Source organism: Aminobacterium sp. UBA4987, from assembly GCF_002396985.1.
GTDB classification, from domain to species: Bacteria; Synergistota; Synergistia; order Synergistales; family Aminobacteriaceae; genus Aminobacterium; species Aminobacterium colombiense.
The window spans coordinates 451860-467264 of sequence record NZ_DGZF01000009.1 but is presented as its reverse complement, the minus strand read 5'-3'; the positions used below and the strand labels follow the sequence as shown (position 1 = coordinate 467264).

Here is a 15405-nt window from a genome sequence, read left to right as displayed (position 1 = left end):
GGCGACATGGAAGAGGCAACACTTATCAGTATCATATTAGCCTATGTAGTAACAGGTATATCAATTACAGGATATGACTTTTCAACACCCCCGTTACATAGAAAAGGGTACGTCATACAGAAAAGATATTCAATCGCCATCTTGATATGGTTTATTTGGCCTTTTACGCTTTTGACAGACATCCGCCAAGAGCAACTTCTCTACAAAAGAGGCTTCCGGTATTTTATCGGAGTGCCCCTTATGTCACTTGGATTTTTCTTTTGGGGAAAACTCCTCATAGTAGTATTCACAAAATTCACAGGGAATTTCGAGATTTTTTCTTCCGATGGCAATAGTAAGGAAATTACAAAAAGCGACTTCGATAGCGGCCTTTTTGAAATAAGGGGAAAGGTGATTGCAATACATTGTCAACCATTACACGGGAGGTTTTAAATGAAAAAAATATTACTCGTGCTGCTTTTTATCCTCATTTTTTTTAGCACGGCAAGCGCCGACATGGGCGGAACCAAGCTGACCTATTATTCGCCCAAAGAGGGAGTTTTTAACTCCGACACTGTCACTTTAAAATGGAGAATACTATCCCACGACACAGTTAAAAATATAACGCTCGTTGTTACAGGAATCCAAGATGGGTCTGGCGCAACGTATAACAAAAAAATCACATTCGACGGGGATGACGGGAAGAAAAAAACATATACACTTACCGACCTCCCTCAAAAAACCTCCTTTGCATGGAACCTCTTAATAGAGACGACGGAAGGGACAGGGAGTTTTGGTTTTGCCGGAGTTCTTGCCACTTTTTCGACAAAATAAAATACTCATGGAGGTTAACGATGGACAATTCTGTAAACTGGAGATATGCTTTCGCTTGGTGCTTCCGGGTTGTGTTCGTTTTTTTAGTCGCCGGAATCGCTTATAATTTCTTTATCAAAGAAGACCCAGAGATCGGGCGATATCAAATAGCCACAGCGGGAAACGGCATGACATATCAAATCGATACAAAGACAGGGACAACACGCGTCCTTCTTCCATACGATAGCGAATCGAGTTCTAGTTTGACAGGTGTCGCCAAGGGGGCATGTTGGGTAGAAATCCAAGACGCTACAAGCCTAAAATATATGGAAAAGACGGGAAAAGAAATTGAGAAAATACTAAAGGAGATCCGCCAAGGAGAGCCACAAGGGGGAGCCCAAGACGGCTAGCCATGGTTGGAGTTTATCATGTAGCTGGAGATATGATTTCCTCTGGCTCGTGCCACATATATCGTGGTGTTCTTAGCGGTAAAGGACACGATATCAAAAAGATTTTTTTAGCCACGCTAGATAGCCTGTATGAGGATGATTTTTTTTCAGACGAAGATATCAAAGAAAATAACGAATGGCTCGACGAAGTCATAAGAACAGAGGGATAAAAATGGAAAACCCCAAACGCTTCCTCCCACTCATCCCCGCCCTACTTCTCTTCGGCTCCCTTATAAACGGTTGGCCATACGCCTACTTCCAAATTTTACGCTGGGTTGTTTGCGTCTCGTCCGGAATAGTCGCCTGGGGCAGCCTTAAGAACAACAGTATATTTATAGTGGCCCTTTTCGGATGCGTCGCTATTCTGTTTAACCCTATCGCTCCTATTTATCTTTCCCGTAGCGCATGGCTTCCTATAGACATAGCGGTTGGCGTTATGTTTGTATTTTTGATTTTTCGTAAACCATAATGATTCACAAGGAGGCAACCAAGATTACGCCTGAGGAATACGTCAAGCTGCGCCTTGAAAACCAGATAGAATGGTATAGTCAAAAAAGTAGCTGGAATAAAAAATGGTATGAACGACTGAAACGGCTCGAACTTGCAATGGCCGCAGCTATTCCTGTTTGTGTTGGTTTTCTCGATGGCCCTATTTGGCTTCGTGGCATTATAGCTTTATTAGGCGCATCTCTCGTTGTTATAGGTGGCCTTCATGGATTACATAACTTCCATGAAAATTGGATAGAATATCGTGCCACTAGCGAAACCCTTAAACATGAATGGCATTTCTATAACACAAAAACGGGACCGTATAAAAACGAAGATGACCCCTTCTCGCTTTTAGTTGACCGAACAGAAGGGATCATCTCTCATGAAAATTTGAACTGGGGAATGTTGTGTACTGGAGAAAAGAAAACTAAGTCTCACTAGGGGCACTAACCTCTCTGTATGATCTTTCAAATATGTCGGGTTTGCATGGATACTGTTCGCCACGCAAGCCTGTAATAATCCAATCCCCTACTGAAGCATGAAGCGGCCCTTCCAAAGTTTGGATAATCATTTCTTTATCTGTTTGGTACGCCTTAATTCGCACAGGAAGCTTTTCAAACCATCGTTCTTTTTGAGACATGTTTTCACCTCCATAATTTAATTATATATTGAAAGGAGCTAGAAGTATGCCAACATTACGTCAATACAATATTTTTATTAGTCATGCTTGGGATTATGACCAGCATTACGATAGGCTAGTTTCTCTTTTAAAAGAGGCCCGTTATTTTAAGATGCTAAATTATTCTGCCCCTAGAGACAAACCTCTTGCCCCGCCTAACTGTAATATTTCAGAATATGAGCTCGCCAGACGTATCAAAGAGAAGATAACGCATGCACATGTGGTTATTGTCATTGCAGGGATGTGGGTCGACTATAGCAAATGGATACACTATGAGATAGACACAGCGGCAACTATGAGAAGACCTATCCTTTGCGTTAAACCTTGGGGACATAAATGTGTTCCTAAAGATGTGGAATTTTATGCAAACAAAGTCGTTAATTGGGATACAAGTTCTATTGTCAATGCAATAAGAGAGCTCGCTTAATATTTATGGGCCTCGTGACCGCCTTAGGACGAAATAAGAGGCTCGTTTTTATTTTCCTACTTCCTCCAGCCAGCTCCCCCACCACTGCATCATTTTTTTTCGCTCTGGTAGATACTCAGCGTGATTGTACGCTGCCCTAATTTCGTTTTCCTCAGCGTGAGCCAGTTGCCGTTCTATAACATCCGAGGGCCAGCCATTTCCGTTAAGGGTTGTTGATGCCATAGACCGAAAGCCATGCGGTGTCATCTCGTCTTTCGTATATCCTAATCGACGAATTGCCGCAAGAAGGGTATTCTCGCTCATTGGGTCAGTATCTCTCCTCACGGAAGGAAAGATATATTTGCTGTTCCACGATATGGTTTTAACTTTTTTCAACACCTCAATAGCCTGAGAAGAAAGCGGCACAATATGAGGCCGTCGCATTTTCATCTTTGCGGCGGGGATTTCCCATTGCCTCGAAGAAAGGTCAATTTCCACCCATTCAGCCTTCCGCAGTTCTCCAGGTCGAACAAACGTGTACGCCAGGAAGAGCAGGGCGTATTTTACAAGCAATGTATTCATACCACTGATGGACCGCATAAGCCCGGCGATATCATTTCTGTTGGTTAGTGCTGCGTGGTGTTTCCCTACTCTTGGGGTCAATGCCCCTCTGAGTGCCCCTGTAGGGTCGTTCTTGCACTGTCCAGTGGCCACTCCATAGCGAAAGACCTGCCCACATATTCCACGCACCCTGTGAGCTGTTTCTATCTTGCCTTTTGCTTCTATATGTTGCAGGGCTTCTAGGATATCGGCTGATGATATCTGATCTATTGGCTGGTCGCCAAAGACAGGGAAGAGATATCGTTTTAACCGAGCGTCAACGGTTTCGGCGTGGCGTGGACTTCGTATAGCAACTATTCGCCTCTCGTACCATTCAAGAGCCACTTTTTTGAAAGTAATAGCAGTATCTTCTTGTCTTGTGAGGGGTTGCCCTGTGAGGTAGATAGATCTTTTTGCTTCGTCTCTTGCCTCTCTCGCCTCTTTGAGGCTCACCGTAGGGTACGGCCCGAGGGATTTTTTATATTCTTTTTTATCGATCCAGTATCGCAGCCGCCAATATTTTTTCCCGGATGGCATGATCTCCAAATAAAGGCCTTCCCCATCTGTGAGCATGTATCTTTTATCTTTTGGCTTAGCTTTCTTAATTCCGGTGTCGGTCAGCATTCCAGTCTCTCCCTTGTGTGTCCGGTCAGATTTTTGGCTGTGTCCGGCTGTGTGTCCGGTTGCGCCTTAGCTTGCCTTAATTGTAGATGGTCTGGGATAGACTGTCAAAATAGGAAAAACCCGCTTCGTGAGCGGGTTTTTAGACTTCCTTATACTTGGTTAAATTATCAAATGGCGGAGAAGGTGAGATTCGAACTCACGGAACCTCGCGGTTCAGACGCTCTCCAAGCGCCCGCCTTCGACCACTCGGCCACTTCTCCCTATCGGCAACGCTGGGTATTATAACAATTTCTTCAAAATTTTGCTACCCCCTTGTAAAAAAAATGGGCAGATCGGCCCTGCCACCGTCTGCCCACGTTGAATGGAGGGGGTGTTTATCCATTACACTTTGAAGAAATAGCAATATATACTAACGGGTAACTGCCAATATTTTCCAATGAATGCCTTAATCCCTTCTCTGTCAGAATCACATCTCCGGCACCCACCCGTTCTTTCTGCTTACCTTCAGTGTACATACCAATGCCATATATGATAATCTTAATTTCTTCACACCCTTCATGCTCGTGCTCTGGAATCAGAGCACGAGGCTCCATTTCCACCCAGCTTATTTCATGAAAATTACTTTCTTCATAAAATTCGTCAGGGGAAATGGTGCGGCTTCCTACCCCATCTAAAACGCCAAAAAGAGGATGGCTCTCAAGTTCTTCTATTTGACTCGATCGTATTATCATGTTTTCGCCGGTTCCTCTGTTTCCTTCGGAAGGTGGACAAGAATATTACACGGAGCATGACGCACAACCTTAGCCGCTACACTTCCAATGAAGAAGCGTTCAAGATTGCTCAGTCCCCGATGGCCGATGAGTATTAGTTCATATTTATTTTTTTCTGCCATCCTCAAAATCTCTTCGTATGGTGTTCCAGTGGCCAGCACAAACTCAAAGGGTGTGGCAGAAGCCCCTGACTCCCTCATGCCCTTTTCAATCATGTTGAGGAACGACTGGCGGATAGAATCTTCATTATAGTGAGGAGGATAGTCTACATAGCCTGGTATGGTCAGATCAATACGAGTTACGACATGAATAAAATCCAAGCGCTCAATACTATTTTTCTCAGCAAAACGAAAGGCGTAACTAATAAGTGACTGACTGTTTTGACTCTGGTCGATAGCTACCAAAGCTTTTTTCATATTCATCCCTCCTTTCGGTTAGAAGTATTATAAACTAAATATAGAGAATTTTGCAATGATGTATGCTAAGAAATATTTTCATTATTTCGTTGCCGAACAGAACAAAGAGTGATAGTCTTTCTCATGGTCAACAAATTAGAATTGAAGAGGAAACAGGCGGAGGTAACGGGAATGAAAATACAGGTTAACTCAGAGATTGGGAAGCTTCGTGCCGTCATTATGCAACCTCCTGGGAAAGGCATCGAACGATGCACTCCCCTTAATATCGGTGCTCTCGCATGGGACGCCGTTCCAAGCCCCCATAAAGCGGAAGACGAGCATAAGAAATGGGTTGCCACAGTAGAAAAATTTGGAGCCAGAGTTTTTCTAATGGAAGATCTTTTGCGAAAGATCCTTTCTGTTTCGAAAGTAAAAAAGGAGCTTATCTCTCAACTGGTTCAAACTGAAGAATCCTTTATTACAAGGCAGACTATGGACGTATTGCAAGAGTATCTTTTAGGTCTCTCTGCTCCTAAACTTGTAGACCAGTTGTTATTTGGTATAACAAAAGATGAGCTTAATAAAGCAGCCGGAGAGGTTTCCCTTGTAGACCTGGTGGATAAGAAAAATGAGTGGTGCCTCTTTCCCATGTCTAATGTACTCTATTCAAGAGATCCCGCCGCTGTGCTGGGAAACGGCATTGTTTACGGCAATATGTTTAATCGGGATCGAATTAAAGAGCCCTATTGTATTCGAGCTATTTTTAAACATCATCCTGAATTTCGAAATTTGGAATTTAAAACCTGGTATGGAGAAGATCCTGATGATGCTACCCCTGTAGAGGGAGGAAACGTCCATTGTTATAGCCCCAACGTATTTATTATTGGCATTAATGAACGAACCCACCCCGCTTCTATTGAAAAGATCGCACAAAGGACAATGGAAGATGGAGCGATCACGGATGTGCTGGCACTGATGTTCGAAAATCCGAGACTGAGCTCTACAGATTCCATAGGGTTGACTGTGCATGTTGACATGTTCCTCAATATGATTGATTATGATGCCTTTCTTTTCTTTCCTTATATAGAAAAGAAGATCACTGTGCTTCATATTACCCGCGGCAAGGGGGGGAGGCTTCATGTCAAACGGGAAAGCTCTCTTTTCGGCGCTATTAAAAAAGTGTTGAAACTTGATAGTATACGTATTATCAAGGTGGGAGGGGATGAAAGCGAAGCCGTTGCCTTTTCAGAACAGAGAGCTGGCTCTGGAGGAAACACTTTCAACCTTGAGCCGGGTAAAGTCTGTATATGGGATCGAAATGTAGCGACTATGAAGGCCCTTGAAAAAGGCGGAATAGATGTAGTAGCCGTGGAAGCTGACGAGCTGGTCAAAGGGGGAGGGGGCCCCCGCTGCTCCACCATGCCTCTCTGGAGAGACGATATTTAGGAGGGCTTGCGCCCTCCTATTTTTTATTTTTTCAGTTTAGGCAAAGTGTTGGCACCATGGGGCATGAGCCATGTTTTCAGATTGGTTCCCCGTTTTTGGTAGACCATATCGAGGGCTTCATCAAGAGTCTTTACAACGGTAATGCCCGTTCCCTCAAATTCAGAAGGAGGCATTTCAGTCACCATATAGAAATCCCAGTTTTCAGCCACATATCCGATTGTATAGCCTACATATTTTGCAATGGTAAATTCACGGCGGACTTCCTTTTCCCGTTCCACTGTGTTAGGAAATTCTTGAAGCATGAACTGAACTTCATCATTGCCGTAGCCTTCATTGCACGCGCTCAACACTATCATGGATCCGCCATGGGGAGCCGCTTCCATAGCGTTAAAGATGGTTTTTGATGTTTGATAAAAGTTAATATCTTTAGGGTAGCCCCCAGCCGTTGCAACAACAAGGTCAGCCAACTCTGGGATAGTAACTCCATCTTTTTTATCAACTATCCTGGCCCCTTCGTAAAATGCTTCTTGCCAGTCTCCCGCTACAGCGAAGGCTATTTTGCCATCGTTTCCAGGGATAGCGTTGAGCATAAAGGTCGGGTGCACCATAGCTGTAGCTTCCATCATATCCAGGTGCATAAGGTTGTTCTCAAAATTCCCCGATCTGCTGTTCATATTCCGGCCATTTCCAGGAACTGGGTCAAGCGCCAGAGCGTGATTAGCCATTATGGTCTCGTAGGAAGAAATGCCAGGGAGAATACCTTTGCGGCCTCCGCCCCACCCAGCCATAAAATGGTAGACTATGGCGCCAGTCACAACAATATGGTCGCACTCCAGGGCCTTTTTGTTCAAATGTACGGCTGTCCCATAGGATGTTGTCCCAACATGAACCATGTCTTCATGAGCCAGACAACGGTGGTCGGTTACAGAAAATCTTTTCGATAATTCCGGCCCCAGCAACAAGGCATGTTCCTCTGCCGTCTGCTCTCTGTGGGTTCCCGTAGAGCTGAGAAAAAGTATATCTTCGTCCCGCACTCCTGCCCTATTAAGTTCTTCTACTATAAATGGTAAATATACCCACATCCTCTGCCAGGCCCTGGTTACATCAGATACTACAATACAAACTGTTTCTCCCGGTTTTACGAGCTCACCCAATCTGGGTGAACCTATAGGATTCTCAAGAGCGTGGCGTGTCACTTCTTCTTCAGTACCGATAGATTCAAGGGGTTCGCTATCGATAACACCGAGAAGTTTCTTCCGGGGAATCGAAAAAGCCACATCTCCTTTTCCATATTTTATGGTGCTCGAATACATCAATACTCCTCCTCATGCAGGAAAAATAACATATGTGTAGAACATGGCTAAGGATCCGAAGAAGAGAAAGAAACAGAAGGAAGGAATAAGGGTTTTTCGCATCACTTCCCCTTCACGACCCAAAATGGCTACACAAGCACACACTGCTACCACGTTGTTTGGACATATCATGTTGCCAATAGCTCCCCCCGTGTTCTGCGCTGCAACCACAGGAAGAACATTGATGGAAAGATTCTTAACCGCTTCTACGTGTAATGGATTAAACATCAGATTGGACCCGAGGTTCGTTCCTGTAACAAAGCTTCCAATCTGACCGATGAGCACTGCCACTGCGGGATAGAAGAAACGGGCAATGGTTGCAAAGGTGACAGCCAGAGTGCTTATCTGCCCAGAAAGTTTCATACAATTCACCATGGCAAGAAGCAACCCCATAGCAACAAGTGCCGGGATAACCCGTTTGAAAGCTTTTACAGCGGATGATATAAAAAATTGACTACACCCTAATATAAATGAAGCAACAAAGGCACTTACTAAAATAACTGTACCTACCCAGACAGTGTAGCCGCCGCCAAAAGAAACAAGAGTTTTCAAGGGGAATGAAAGACGCACGGTGACAAGTAACGCACTCAAGATGAGATAGGGCAACAATGAACGAATAAAGCTGAGTTGGGAACCCTTTTCTTCAGTGGTTTCTACTGATAGGGATTCATTCTGAGAGTTAAATCTATACTCTTCCGGCACTGCCGCGTCTTTTCTGAACCAGAGATATGCTCCAAACAAGAAGGTCCCAGTCATTCCTCCAATCAAACTGGTCAGTTCTGTAACGGAAACCAGAAAGTTGCTCATGGTGAAGTTAATGCTTCCCATCATGAGGCCCATGACAACAATATCCTTCCAAATGCCCTTGAAGGCCTTTTTACCGAAGACAAATCCGATAATAAGAACAGGAAGCAACAAGTAGCCCAGGGCTATAAAGCGGCCGGTCATGGCAGAAACAGGAACAAAGTCAAGGCCGGCAGCCCCTGAGCCAACCACTGTAGTGACACCTGCCCCACCCCAGCATACTGGGCACGAGTTGCCAATAAGGCAAGCTGCGGCTGCAATAACGGGATCCATTCCGAGACCTACAAGGAAGGGGGCTGCCAGAGCTGCCGGTGCACCGGCACCTGCAGCGCCTTCAAGAAATGTTCCAAAGGGAATGGCTAAAAATAATACCATGAGCCTTTTATCCCGAGTAACGTGAGAAAGCCCTTGCTTAATAGAATCCATAGCTTTCGAATCCACCATTATGATCAGGAGAGTAAAGGCTGCAAATATAAGCCATACGATTCTAATTCCATCGAGAAAACCATTCCAGCTAGTAAGCAAAAGTGCTTCTACCGGGGATTTAAAAACCAGAAACCCAAGAAGAAAAGCGACAATCCAGCTAACAGGAGCAACGACCTTCGAAGAGTAGTTAAGACCTGCCATTCCAACAATAATAATTGCAATAGGCAGCAATGCGAGTAAAAAATTCATAGAATACTTCCTCCAATTCTCTTTTGAAATAGTGTAATCGTAGCTGCGGAGTACTCCATATATCTTCCCGGGATATTTGGGTATAAAAAAAGAGGCCGGGACCTTAAGGTCCCGACCTCTCAACAGCCCATGCGTCACAGAACTGTCGCCCGAGGATAGGACCGACATGTAATAATGAGCACGAGTATAAGAATAAGAACTATTAATATCGTTGCTTCTCTCACGGTCCGTTTCCTCCTTTTTTTATGCAAACTGTTCTGATGCAATGACACGAGATGTTACCAAAGCTTTAAGCTTTTGTAAAGTCTTGAATTAAAAGAACTTTCTCCCATGGATACTTTGTTGGCTTATCGATCCAGACAGGCAAAGAGGTCTGAAGCTTTTTCAGGCGTAGCGATCCTGACATAATTCTTGCCCAGATTTGGGTAATCTTCACCAGACCTTACGTCGATTCCCTTTGAAGCAAAAACTTCTCCCAGATGAACATCTCGATCTGAAACAGAAACGAGAGATATGGGGCAGCTGTTATATGTAGTTGCCACTCTATATCCTCTTTCTTTGAGTCCGGAAACGAGTACTTCTTTCTGTTCCCCTATCAATTTACGCACTGTTTCGAGAAGAGCCCCGCCTCGCAGGGCTTCCCGTGCTAAGAGGGCGCTTACTGAGGGCATTGGGAAGGGGAGGTCGCCTTTATCGTAGAATTTTCCAAGATTTCCGCTAAACACCCCATAGCCCACACGAGTTCCAGCAAAGTGAAATCCTTTTGTCAATGTTCGAGTCACAATTACGTTCTCATATCTCGGCACAAGCTGCATGGCCGACGCTTCTTTCGGAGCATAATCACAATAGGCCTCATCCACTATGACAATGACACCAAGTTTATGGGCCCTGGCTACAAGTGCTTCTATCTGGTCAAGAGGGATAAGCTGCCCCGTGGGATTATTAGGGTTATCTATATACAGCAGGGTATGCCCTTCATTCAACGCGCCAAGCAATGGGTCCACATGAAAACTGAAATTGTCTTCAGGGTTCATGGCAATGCCTTCGAAGCGAGCCCCGGTGACCCGCACTTCAGTAATATATTCTACAAACTGAGGAATATAGCCCAATACTGAAGAACGATCATCAAGAAACACCTTGTTGATCCTTTCTAATACCTGCATGGAACCATAACCAACTTTTACCTGATCTTCTCTTATGTCTGCAAAATCTTTCCAGTAATGACATACTTCTTCCAAAAGGGTTTTGTAAGAAGTATCCCCCGTCTTCCACATATTTGAAACCCAGTCAAAATTGCGAATGAATTCTTCGACCCCCGGTACGTGAGGCAATGTTGACTCCAGGCCATTGCAATTAAGGTCTACAGGATAGTAAACTTCGTGAATGTAACTCCCCCGCTCAAAATCTTTGAGATGAGGTTTTACTTTAGGGTTCCACATGCACCTTCGCCTCCTCAAATTTATCAGGAACTGCCGGCATCTCTTTGCCACGCAGCCTCATAAGCCCTACAGTAGCCAGAGGAATAACCATCACCGCAAGAAAATACCACGCCATAAAAGAATAACCGCGAGCTATGAGAGCGACAAGACCGGCCTTGGCACAGATGAAGCAAACCACTAAAACGGCAAGCCCCACAATACCTCTCATCTTCGGAGACATCTCTCCTCCCTTTTCCTGGTAAACCGAATTGATCCGCTCATTGAGTCCGTGTACAAAACCCGTAATTGTTTCTATACTTGTTCCAAAAAGCATCAGCACATAGGCAGAAAGAAGAACTCCCCCTCCAAGGTGGTCTTTAAGAATGCCAAAGATAGGAACCGACTCCTCCAGAACTGCCGGAAAGATAGGAGCCATGGCAAGGTATTCGATAAAGGCAGGAATCATCATAAGGATTGAAGCCACTATGCCGTTGATGACAGCATCCCGTCTTGTTTTTATTATATCTTGTAACGCATACAGCACCAGAAGAAATGAGACCATATTGTAAAGGGTGTATTTTATGCCCCCCATAAGCCAATTTGAACTTGTCGCAACACCATGGTCTCGGATAAAACTGCCAAAAACCCCATCCATTCCAAAGTGTCGAACTGTAGCTACAAGGAAAATAAACATTACGGCATACAGGAAGAATGACCAGTATGAAAGAATGGTTGAAATTACTTTTCCTCCGGCAAACAGGAGAATGGAAGTACCTACAAGAAGGACAGTTACGCCAACCCAGTAGGAAATGCCAAACCATTGCTGAAGAATGGTTCCAGCCGCAGAGGATAAAATGCCGCCCACAAGAACCACCAGGAAGATATATCCCGCTTCAAAAACAAGCCAGGTTGAGCCAGGAAGGAGGCTCTTAAAGAAGCTGCGGTAATTGTACAGACGGAATTTGCGAGCATAATCAAAGGTAAGGATGCCTACAAGAGCAAAACAAACAGTAGAAACTACCATGCCGTATAAACCCTCGGCAAGTCCGTTCATCATGAAGAATTCAACAAGCTCCCTGCCTGTTGCATATCCTCCGCCAATAAGCACAGACTGACATAAAAACCCAATCATCAGCCATCGGCTAAACCATTTGACCTGCGTAATATCCAGTAATTTTGAGATGATAGAACCCTTTGGGGCATCCTTTTTCATCTTTTTCACCGTCCTCTTAAGAAAATAATTAAAACTCTATTTCTTGAAATGGGGGCTCCATGTCTCTGCTCCTTTCCACCCCTGAGATATAAAAATATAAAAAAAGGGCGGGGCCCCTCTCATAGAAGAAAGGGGCCCCGCCCTAAAAGACCAACGCAATTAAGCGTCGATCCCAGGTGAGGGACCCACGCTAAACCAATAAAGGAAAAAGCCATTTATCAATAATGTTTCTTGAGTTTTCTCTATATTCATCATGGTTAGGAACCATATCATTTTTCTAAAGGGCAGTCAAGCAATTCTCCATAAAAAAACGGGCACATCGCAGTGCCCGTAATATTCTCTGGCGGAGAGGGTGGGATTTGAACCCACGAGACGGGTATGAGCCGCCTAATCGATTTCGAGTCGACCGCCTTCGACCACTCGGCCACCCCTCCGGTTGCGTTGACGTGAGCATTATAGCGATTTTAAATATAGATGTCCAGATAAGGGGAACTGTTCAAAATTTAATTAAATAGAGGCCGCTTTAAAGGCGGCCCCTGTTTTATTCACTTTCTCTCTATTAGTAGTTTTCCGCTTTGATCTCAAAATAAGCCTGAGGATGATCACAAACGGGGCATACTTCGGGGGCCTTTTCACCACAATGGATGTGGCCGCAGTTGGCACAATGCCAAACCTGTTTCTCTTCCCGCACAAAAATCTTTTCTTCTTTCAGGTTTTTTAGGAGCTTCAGATATCGTTCCTCATGCTCTTTTTCAATTTTTGCTACAGCCTTAAACAAATATGCAATTTTCGTAAATCCTTCTTCTTCGGCTTCCGCAGCAAATCTTGCGTACATATCAGTCCACTCGTAATTTTCGCCCTCAGCTGCATCTTTCAAATTTTGCTCTGTTGAAGGAATTCCATCATGCAAAAGCTTAAACCAGATCTTTGCATGTTCTTTTTCGTTGTTTGCTGTTTCTTCAAAAAAGGCCGCTATTTGATTCAGCCCCTCTTTTTTTGCTTTAGATGCATAATAGGAATACTTGTTTCTCGCCTGAGATTCTCCGGCAAATGCTTCTCTCAAATTCGCCTCAGTTTTAGATCCTTTCAAGTCCATCGTTATTCCTCCTTCTGTGTAATTACCCTTCTTTTTTGTTAAAATCATATTTATTATAGAATATTAACATCTTTTATTCAAACCTTGATACTGTTAGAAAACAACAAATTCGCGCGCCTGATTATGGTCATGGGGCGCTCGAATTCTGACGGCGCTTTTTAAAGTAATCCCAAAGAAGATTGGCGCTTTCCTGAGCCAATACCCCTTTTATAACCTCGCACCTGTGATTCAGACGAGAGTCTTGCACTATATTATAAAGTGTTCCGCAAGCGCCGGCCCGGGGGTCCGTTGCTCCGTAGACAAGACACTTTATTCTAGACAGCACTATAGCGCCTGCGCACATGGGGCACGGTTCCAGCGTAACATAAAGGGTAGATCCCCTTAAGTTCCATGTCCCCAGCCTTTCCGCGGCTTCTCGAATAGCAATTATTTCAGCGTGGGCTGTGGGATCCAGATGTTTACTGTTGCTACCCTTCCCTATAACTTCATTATTCCTAACCACTAACGCCGCAACTGGTACTTCTCCCTGCTCTGCCGCTTTTCTCGCTTCGTCAAGAGCCATATTCATAAAAAAGATGTCGGTGTCGCTATGAATCACGCCTTACTCTTCCTTTCGACTCGTATTCCTTAATTCTTTATAGGCATGGGGAAGTCTTCCCAGAACAACGTCTGTCCCTGTAATGACGGTCTTGCTATAGGCCTCTCCGAGAAGACAATAGGCAGAAGCGCTCTGGTCCATTCCTGGAACAGTTATGGCACATATGTTTCCTGTAGGGGAAACTATAAAAGAATTATCTTCTTTATCCCCACAACCTGCCCGAATTAAAAACACTCTATTTTCTGCTGCCCTGCATCGCGCTATTTTCTCGGTCATTGCGTGACGTTTGGCGTCAGCCCAGAAAAGTACCTGCACTCCCTCCAACATCATGCTTCTGGCAACTTCCGGCAAGAACATCTCTTCTTCGATGACAAGCCCTATACGTCCTGCTTCCGTGGAAAAGACTACGGGTCGACAAGCCTTATCTAAAAAGATAGGGCCGTAGGTGTTGTCCTTCGAAAACGCTATGGCGGCTCGCTTCTTATGACCGTCTATTTCCGCAAGGCCTCCTACGCAGACAACCACTTTCGGATTAAGCAAGGGGCGCAGTTTGTGGACCACTTCGTCAAAATCAGCTTTTTTGCCGCAATCGGGGAGGGAGATCAGGGATGCGTCCTGATCTTGCAATACCCTGATCATGCGGGAGGCCATAGCTACATAATGATCTGCTGTTTCTGCTGAAAAATGGGCTGCGGAGCAAACCGCTCCTGTTTCAGCTAAAACCATTGGTTTTGCCATTAGAGAGGTTACAGGCAGCTCTTCTGTAGGGTCAGTAAGACGGGCGAAGCATCGGTTTTCTTTATCAGGCAGTGGATAGGATGCCATTTCTGTGTCTACTGTGGCTATGAGAGCTTCCGGCGTGTCGGAAGGTGAAGATCCTATAACGTGTCCCAAAGGATTGATGACACAACTTCGTCCTGTATTCATTATAGAATATGCTTCGAGCCCGACTTTATCACATAAAATAATCCAGACCCCATTCTCAAAGGCCCGGACTGGGAGCATATACTCTATCTGTGGGTTCATCAAAAGGGTGGTACTAGAGGCTGAGGAGACAAGGTTTGCCATGTCTATAATTACTTCGGCGCCCTTTTCTGCTAATATGCGGGCTATTTCCGGAGCGCGGCCATCAGCGCATATCATCATGCCAAGCTTTCCCAAAGAAGTGTCAATGACAGAAAAAAGTTCGCCGGCTTCAATAAACTTGCGGTCAAAATGCCAAAGATTCGACTTGTAGACGCGTCCTAATATTTCACCTTCAGGCCCCCATAGAAAACCAGCGTTTCGTAACAGGCCGTTTTCCTGGACATAGAGCCCCATGGCAATGTGAACTCTGTAATGAGCAGCCCTCTGGGCCACTTCTTTCATAAAATTCGGCGTTCGCTTAAGGGCAAGTTCCGCAGCCTCTTCGTTCTCTCCAAGAAAATAGGCTGGCCAGGCACATTCTGGAAAAACGAGAAGATCCACTTTCTCTTCGCTGCAAAGACTATCTATCCATTCCAGGATTTCTTTCTCCGTCTGCTCATACTGACTCACATCCCGGGCTTCCAGCTGGATACAGGCTACCTCAAACATTCTGTCTCACTCCTTTTTATATAG

Annotated in this window: 19 protein-coding genes and 2 tRNA genes; 8 read left to right on the top strand and 13 right to left on the bottom strand. The window is 44.7% G+C overall.

Translation table 11 applies throughout. The features are described from left to right. The first annotated feature begins 6 nt into the window (after positions 1 to 6). Genes B2U56_RS06455 through B2U56_RS06435 form a run of 6 tightly spaced genes read left to right on the top strand, consistent with a single transcriptional unit; the run spans position 7 to position 2171 of the window. Positions 7 to 432, top strand: coding sequence for a hypothetical protein (locus B2U56_RS06455; protein WP_286952847.1), 426 nt, complete (start codon positions 7 to 9; stop codon positions 430 to 432). Further along, on the top strand, positions 433 to 813 hold the full coding sequence (locus B2U56_RS06450; protein WP_286952846.1) for a hypothetical protein: 381 nt from the start codon (positions 433 to 435) through the stop codon (positions 811 to 813). A 20-nt stretch (positions 814 to 833) separates the two neighbouring features. Then, positions 834 to 1202, top strand: a complete 369-nt coding sequence (locus B2U56_RS06445; protein ID WP_286952845.1) for a hypothetical protein — start codon at positions 834 to 836, stop codon at positions 1200 to 1202. Between the two features lie 2 nt (positions 1203 to 1204). Beyond that, positions 1205 to 1411 (top strand): hypothetical protein, encoded by a 207-nt coding sequence (locus tag B2U56_RS06440; RefSeq protein ID WP_286952844.1) that lies wholly within the window; start codon positions 1205 to 1207, stop codon positions 1409 to 1411. Further along, positions 1378 to 1710: a DUF6804 family protein gene (locus B2U56_RS09810; protein ID WP_414631799.1), complete on the top strand. Its 333-nt coding sequence runs from the start codon at positions 1378 to 1380 to the stop codon at positions 1708 to 1710. Before B2U56_RS06440 ends, B2U56_RS09810 begins: the two co-directional genes overlap by 34 nt. Further along, positions 1710 to 2171: a DUF4231 domain-containing protein gene (locus B2U56_RS06435; protein WP_286952843.1), complete on the top strand. Its 462-nt coding sequence runs from the start codon at positions 1710 to 1712 to the stop codon at positions 2169 to 2171. Before B2U56_RS09810 ends, B2U56_RS06435 begins: the two co-directional genes overlap by 1 nt. Here the strand turns inward: B2U56_RS06435 and B2U56_RS06430 are convergent. Further along, positions 2158 to 2370, bottom strand: a complete 213-nt coding sequence (locus B2U56_RS06430) for a hypothetical protein (protein WP_286952842.1) — start codon at positions 2368 to 2370, stop codon at positions 2158 to 2160. The genes B2U56_RS06435 and B2U56_RS06430 overlap by 14 nt on opposite strands. Positions 2371 to 2416: 46 nt before the next feature. Here B2U56_RS06430 and B2U56_RS06425 point away from each other — a divergent pair, with 46 nt between their 5' ends. Continuing rightward, entirely contained in the window at positions 2417 to 2836 is a 420-nt protein-coding gene (locus B2U56_RS06425; protein WP_286952841.1) for a TIR domain-containing protein, read from the top strand. A gap of 48 nt (positions 2837 to 2884) precedes the next feature. Here B2U56_RS06425 and B2U56_RS06420 read toward each other — a convergent pair whose 3' ends face one another. From B2U56_RS06420 to B2U56_RS06405, 4 genes are all read right to left on the bottom strand, one after another. Continuing rightward, positions 2885 to 4039, bottom strand: coding sequence for a tyrosine-type recombinase/integrase (locus B2U56_RS06420; RefSeq protein WP_286952840.1), 1155 nt, complete (start codon positions 4037 to 4039; stop codon positions 2885 to 2887). Between the two features lie 172 nt (positions 4040 to 4211). Next, positions 4212 to 4299 (bottom strand) — tRNA-Ser (locus tag B2U56_RS06415). Positions 4300 to 4413: 114 nt separating this feature from the next. Beyond that, entirely contained in the window at positions 4414 to 4770 is a 357-nt protein-coding gene (locus B2U56_RS06410; protein WP_013048606.1) for a cupin domain-containing protein, read from the bottom strand. Next, the gene (locus tag B2U56_RS06405) at positions 4767 to 5225 is read right to left on the bottom strand and encodes a universal stress protein (protein WP_013048607.1); all 459 of its coding nucleotides are present in this window, start codon (positions 5223 to 5225) and stop codon (positions 4767 to 4769) included. The genes B2U56_RS06410 and B2U56_RS06405 overlap by 4 nt, the downstream gene beginning before the upstream one ends. Positions 5226 to 5396: 171 nt before the next feature. Here B2U56_RS06405 and B2U56_RS06400 point away from each other — a divergent pair, with 171 nt between their 5' ends. After that, the gene (locus B2U56_RS06400; protein WP_013048608.1) at positions 5397 to 6650 is read left to right on the top strand and encodes an arginine deiminase family protein; all 1254 of its coding nucleotides are present in this window, start codon (positions 5397 to 5399) and stop codon (positions 6648 to 6650) included. A 23-nt stretch (positions 6651 to 6673) separates the two neighbouring features. On the opposite strand, the gene larA is transcribed toward B2U56_RS06400, so the two are convergent. The 8 genes from larA to B2U56_RS06360 form a co-directional block, all read right to left on the bottom strand. Further along, positions 6674 to 7963 (bottom strand): nickel-dependent lactate racemase, encoded by a 1290-nt coding sequence (gene larA, locus B2U56_RS06395; RefSeq protein ID WP_286952839.1) that lies wholly within the window; start codon positions 7961 to 7963, stop codon positions 6674 to 6676. 12 nt (positions 7964 to 7975) lie between these two features. After that, positions 7976 to 9481, bottom strand: a complete 1506-nt coding sequence (locus tag B2U56_RS06390; RefSeq protein ID WP_286952838.1) for an L-lactate permease — start codon at positions 9479 to 9481, stop codon at positions 7976 to 7978. A 347-nt stretch (positions 9482 to 9828) separates the two neighbouring features. After that, the gene (locus B2U56_RS06385) at positions 9829 to 10920 is read right to left on the bottom strand and encodes a pyridoxal phosphate-dependent aminotransferase (protein WP_286952837.1); all 1092 of its coding nucleotides are present in this window, start codon (positions 10918 to 10920) and stop codon (positions 9829 to 9831) included. Next, positions 10907 to 12121, bottom strand: coding sequence for a hypothetical protein (locus B2U56_RS06380; protein WP_286952836.1), 1215 nt, complete (start codon positions 12119 to 12121; stop codon positions 10907 to 10909). The genes B2U56_RS06385 and B2U56_RS06380 overlap by 14 nt, the downstream gene beginning before the upstream one ends. A gap of 332 nt (positions 12122 to 12453) precedes the next feature. Then, positions 12454 to 12546: transfer RNA gene (locus B2U56_RS06375), tRNA-Ser, on the bottom strand. A gap of 125 nt (positions 12547 to 12671) precedes the next feature. Beyond that, on the bottom strand, positions 12672 to 13208 hold the full coding sequence (gene rbr / locus B2U56_RS06370; RefSeq protein WP_013048613.1) for a rubrerythrin: 537 nt from the start codon (positions 13206 to 13208) through the stop codon (positions 12672 to 12674). Between the two features lie 127 nt (positions 13209 to 13335). Further along, positions 13336 to 13803 (bottom strand): tRNA adenosine(34) deaminase TadA, encoded by a 468-nt coding sequence (gene tadA, locus B2U56_RS06365; RefSeq protein ID WP_349679263.1) that lies wholly within the window; start codon positions 13801 to 13803, stop codon positions 13336 to 13338. A 6-nt stretch (positions 13804 to 13809) separates the two neighbouring features. Further along, a complete protein-coding gene (locus tag B2U56_RS06360) occupies positions 13810 to 15381 on the bottom strand; it encodes a carbon-nitrogen hydrolase family protein (protein WP_273312646.1) in 1572 nt (523 codons plus the stop codon). Between the last annotated feature and the right edge of the window lie 24 nt (positions 15382 to 15405).

Bases quoted from the DNA above. Each gene is read 5' to 3' on its own strand.
- B2U56_RS06455 (WP_286952847.1), top strand. From the start codon at position 7: ATGGAAGAGGCAACACTTATCAGTATCATATTAGCCTATGTAGTAACA.
- B2U56_RS06450 (WP_286952846.1), top strand. From the start codon at position 433: ATGAAAAAAATATTACTCGTGCTGCTTTTTATCCTCATTTTTTTTAGC.
- B2U56_RS06445 (WP_286952845.1), top strand. From the start codon at position 834: ATGGACAATTCTGTAAACTGGAGATATGCTTTCGCTTGGTGCTTCCGG.
- B2U56_RS06440 (WP_286952844.1), top strand. From the start codon at position 1,205: ATGGTTGGAGTTTATCATGTAGCTGGAGATATGATTTCCTCTGGCTCG.
- B2U56_RS09810 (WP_414631799.1), top strand. From the start codon at position 1,378: ATGGCTCGACGAAGTCATAAGAACAGAGGGATAAAAATGGAAAACCCC.
- B2U56_RS06435 (WP_286952843.1), top strand. From the start codon at position 1,710: ATGATTCACAAGGAGGCAACCAAGATTACGCCTGAGGAATACGTCAAG.
- B2U56_RS06430 (WP_286952842.1), bottom strand. From the start codon at position 2,370: ATGTCTCAAAAAGAACGATGGTTTGAAAAGCTTCCTGTGCGAATTAAG.
- B2U56_RS06425 (WP_286952841.1), top strand. From the start codon at position 2,417: ATGCCAACATTACGTCAATACAATATTTTTATTAGTCATGCTTGGGAT.
- B2U56_RS06420 (WP_286952840.1), bottom strand. From the start codon at position 4,039: ATGCTGACCGACACCGGAATTAAGAAAGCTAAGCCAAAAGATAAAAGA.
- B2U56_RS06410 (WP_013048606.1), bottom strand. From the start codon at position 4,770: ATGATAATACGATCGAGTCAAATAGAAGAACTTGAGAGCCATCCTCTT.
- B2U56_RS06405 (WP_013048607.1), bottom strand. From the start codon at position 5,225: ATGAAAAAAGCTTTGGTAGCTATCGACCAGAGTCAAAACAGTCAGTCA.
- B2U56_RS06400 (WP_013048608.1), top strand. From the start codon at position 5,397: ATGAAAATACAGGTTAACTCAGAGATTGGGAAGCTTCGTGCCGTCATT.
- larA (WP_286952839.1), bottom strand. From the start codon at position 7,963: ATGTATTCGAGCACCATAAAATATGGAAAAGGAGATGTGGCTTTTTCG.
- B2U56_RS06390 (WP_286952838.1), bottom strand. From the start codon at position 9,481: ATGAATTTTTTACTCGCATTGCTGCCTATTGCAATTATTATTGTTGGA.
- B2U56_RS06385 (WP_286952837.1), bottom strand. From the start codon at position 10,920: ATGTGGAACCCTAAAGTAAAACCTCATCTCAAAGATTTTGAGCGGGGG.
- rbr (WP_013048613.1), bottom strand. From the start codon at position 13,208: ATGGACTTGAAAGGATCTAAAACTGAGGCGAATTTGAGAGAAGCATTT.
- B2U56_RS06360 (WP_273312646.1), bottom strand. From the start codon at position 15,381: ATGTTTGAGGTAGCCTGTATCCAGCTGGAAGCCCGGGATGTGAGTCAG.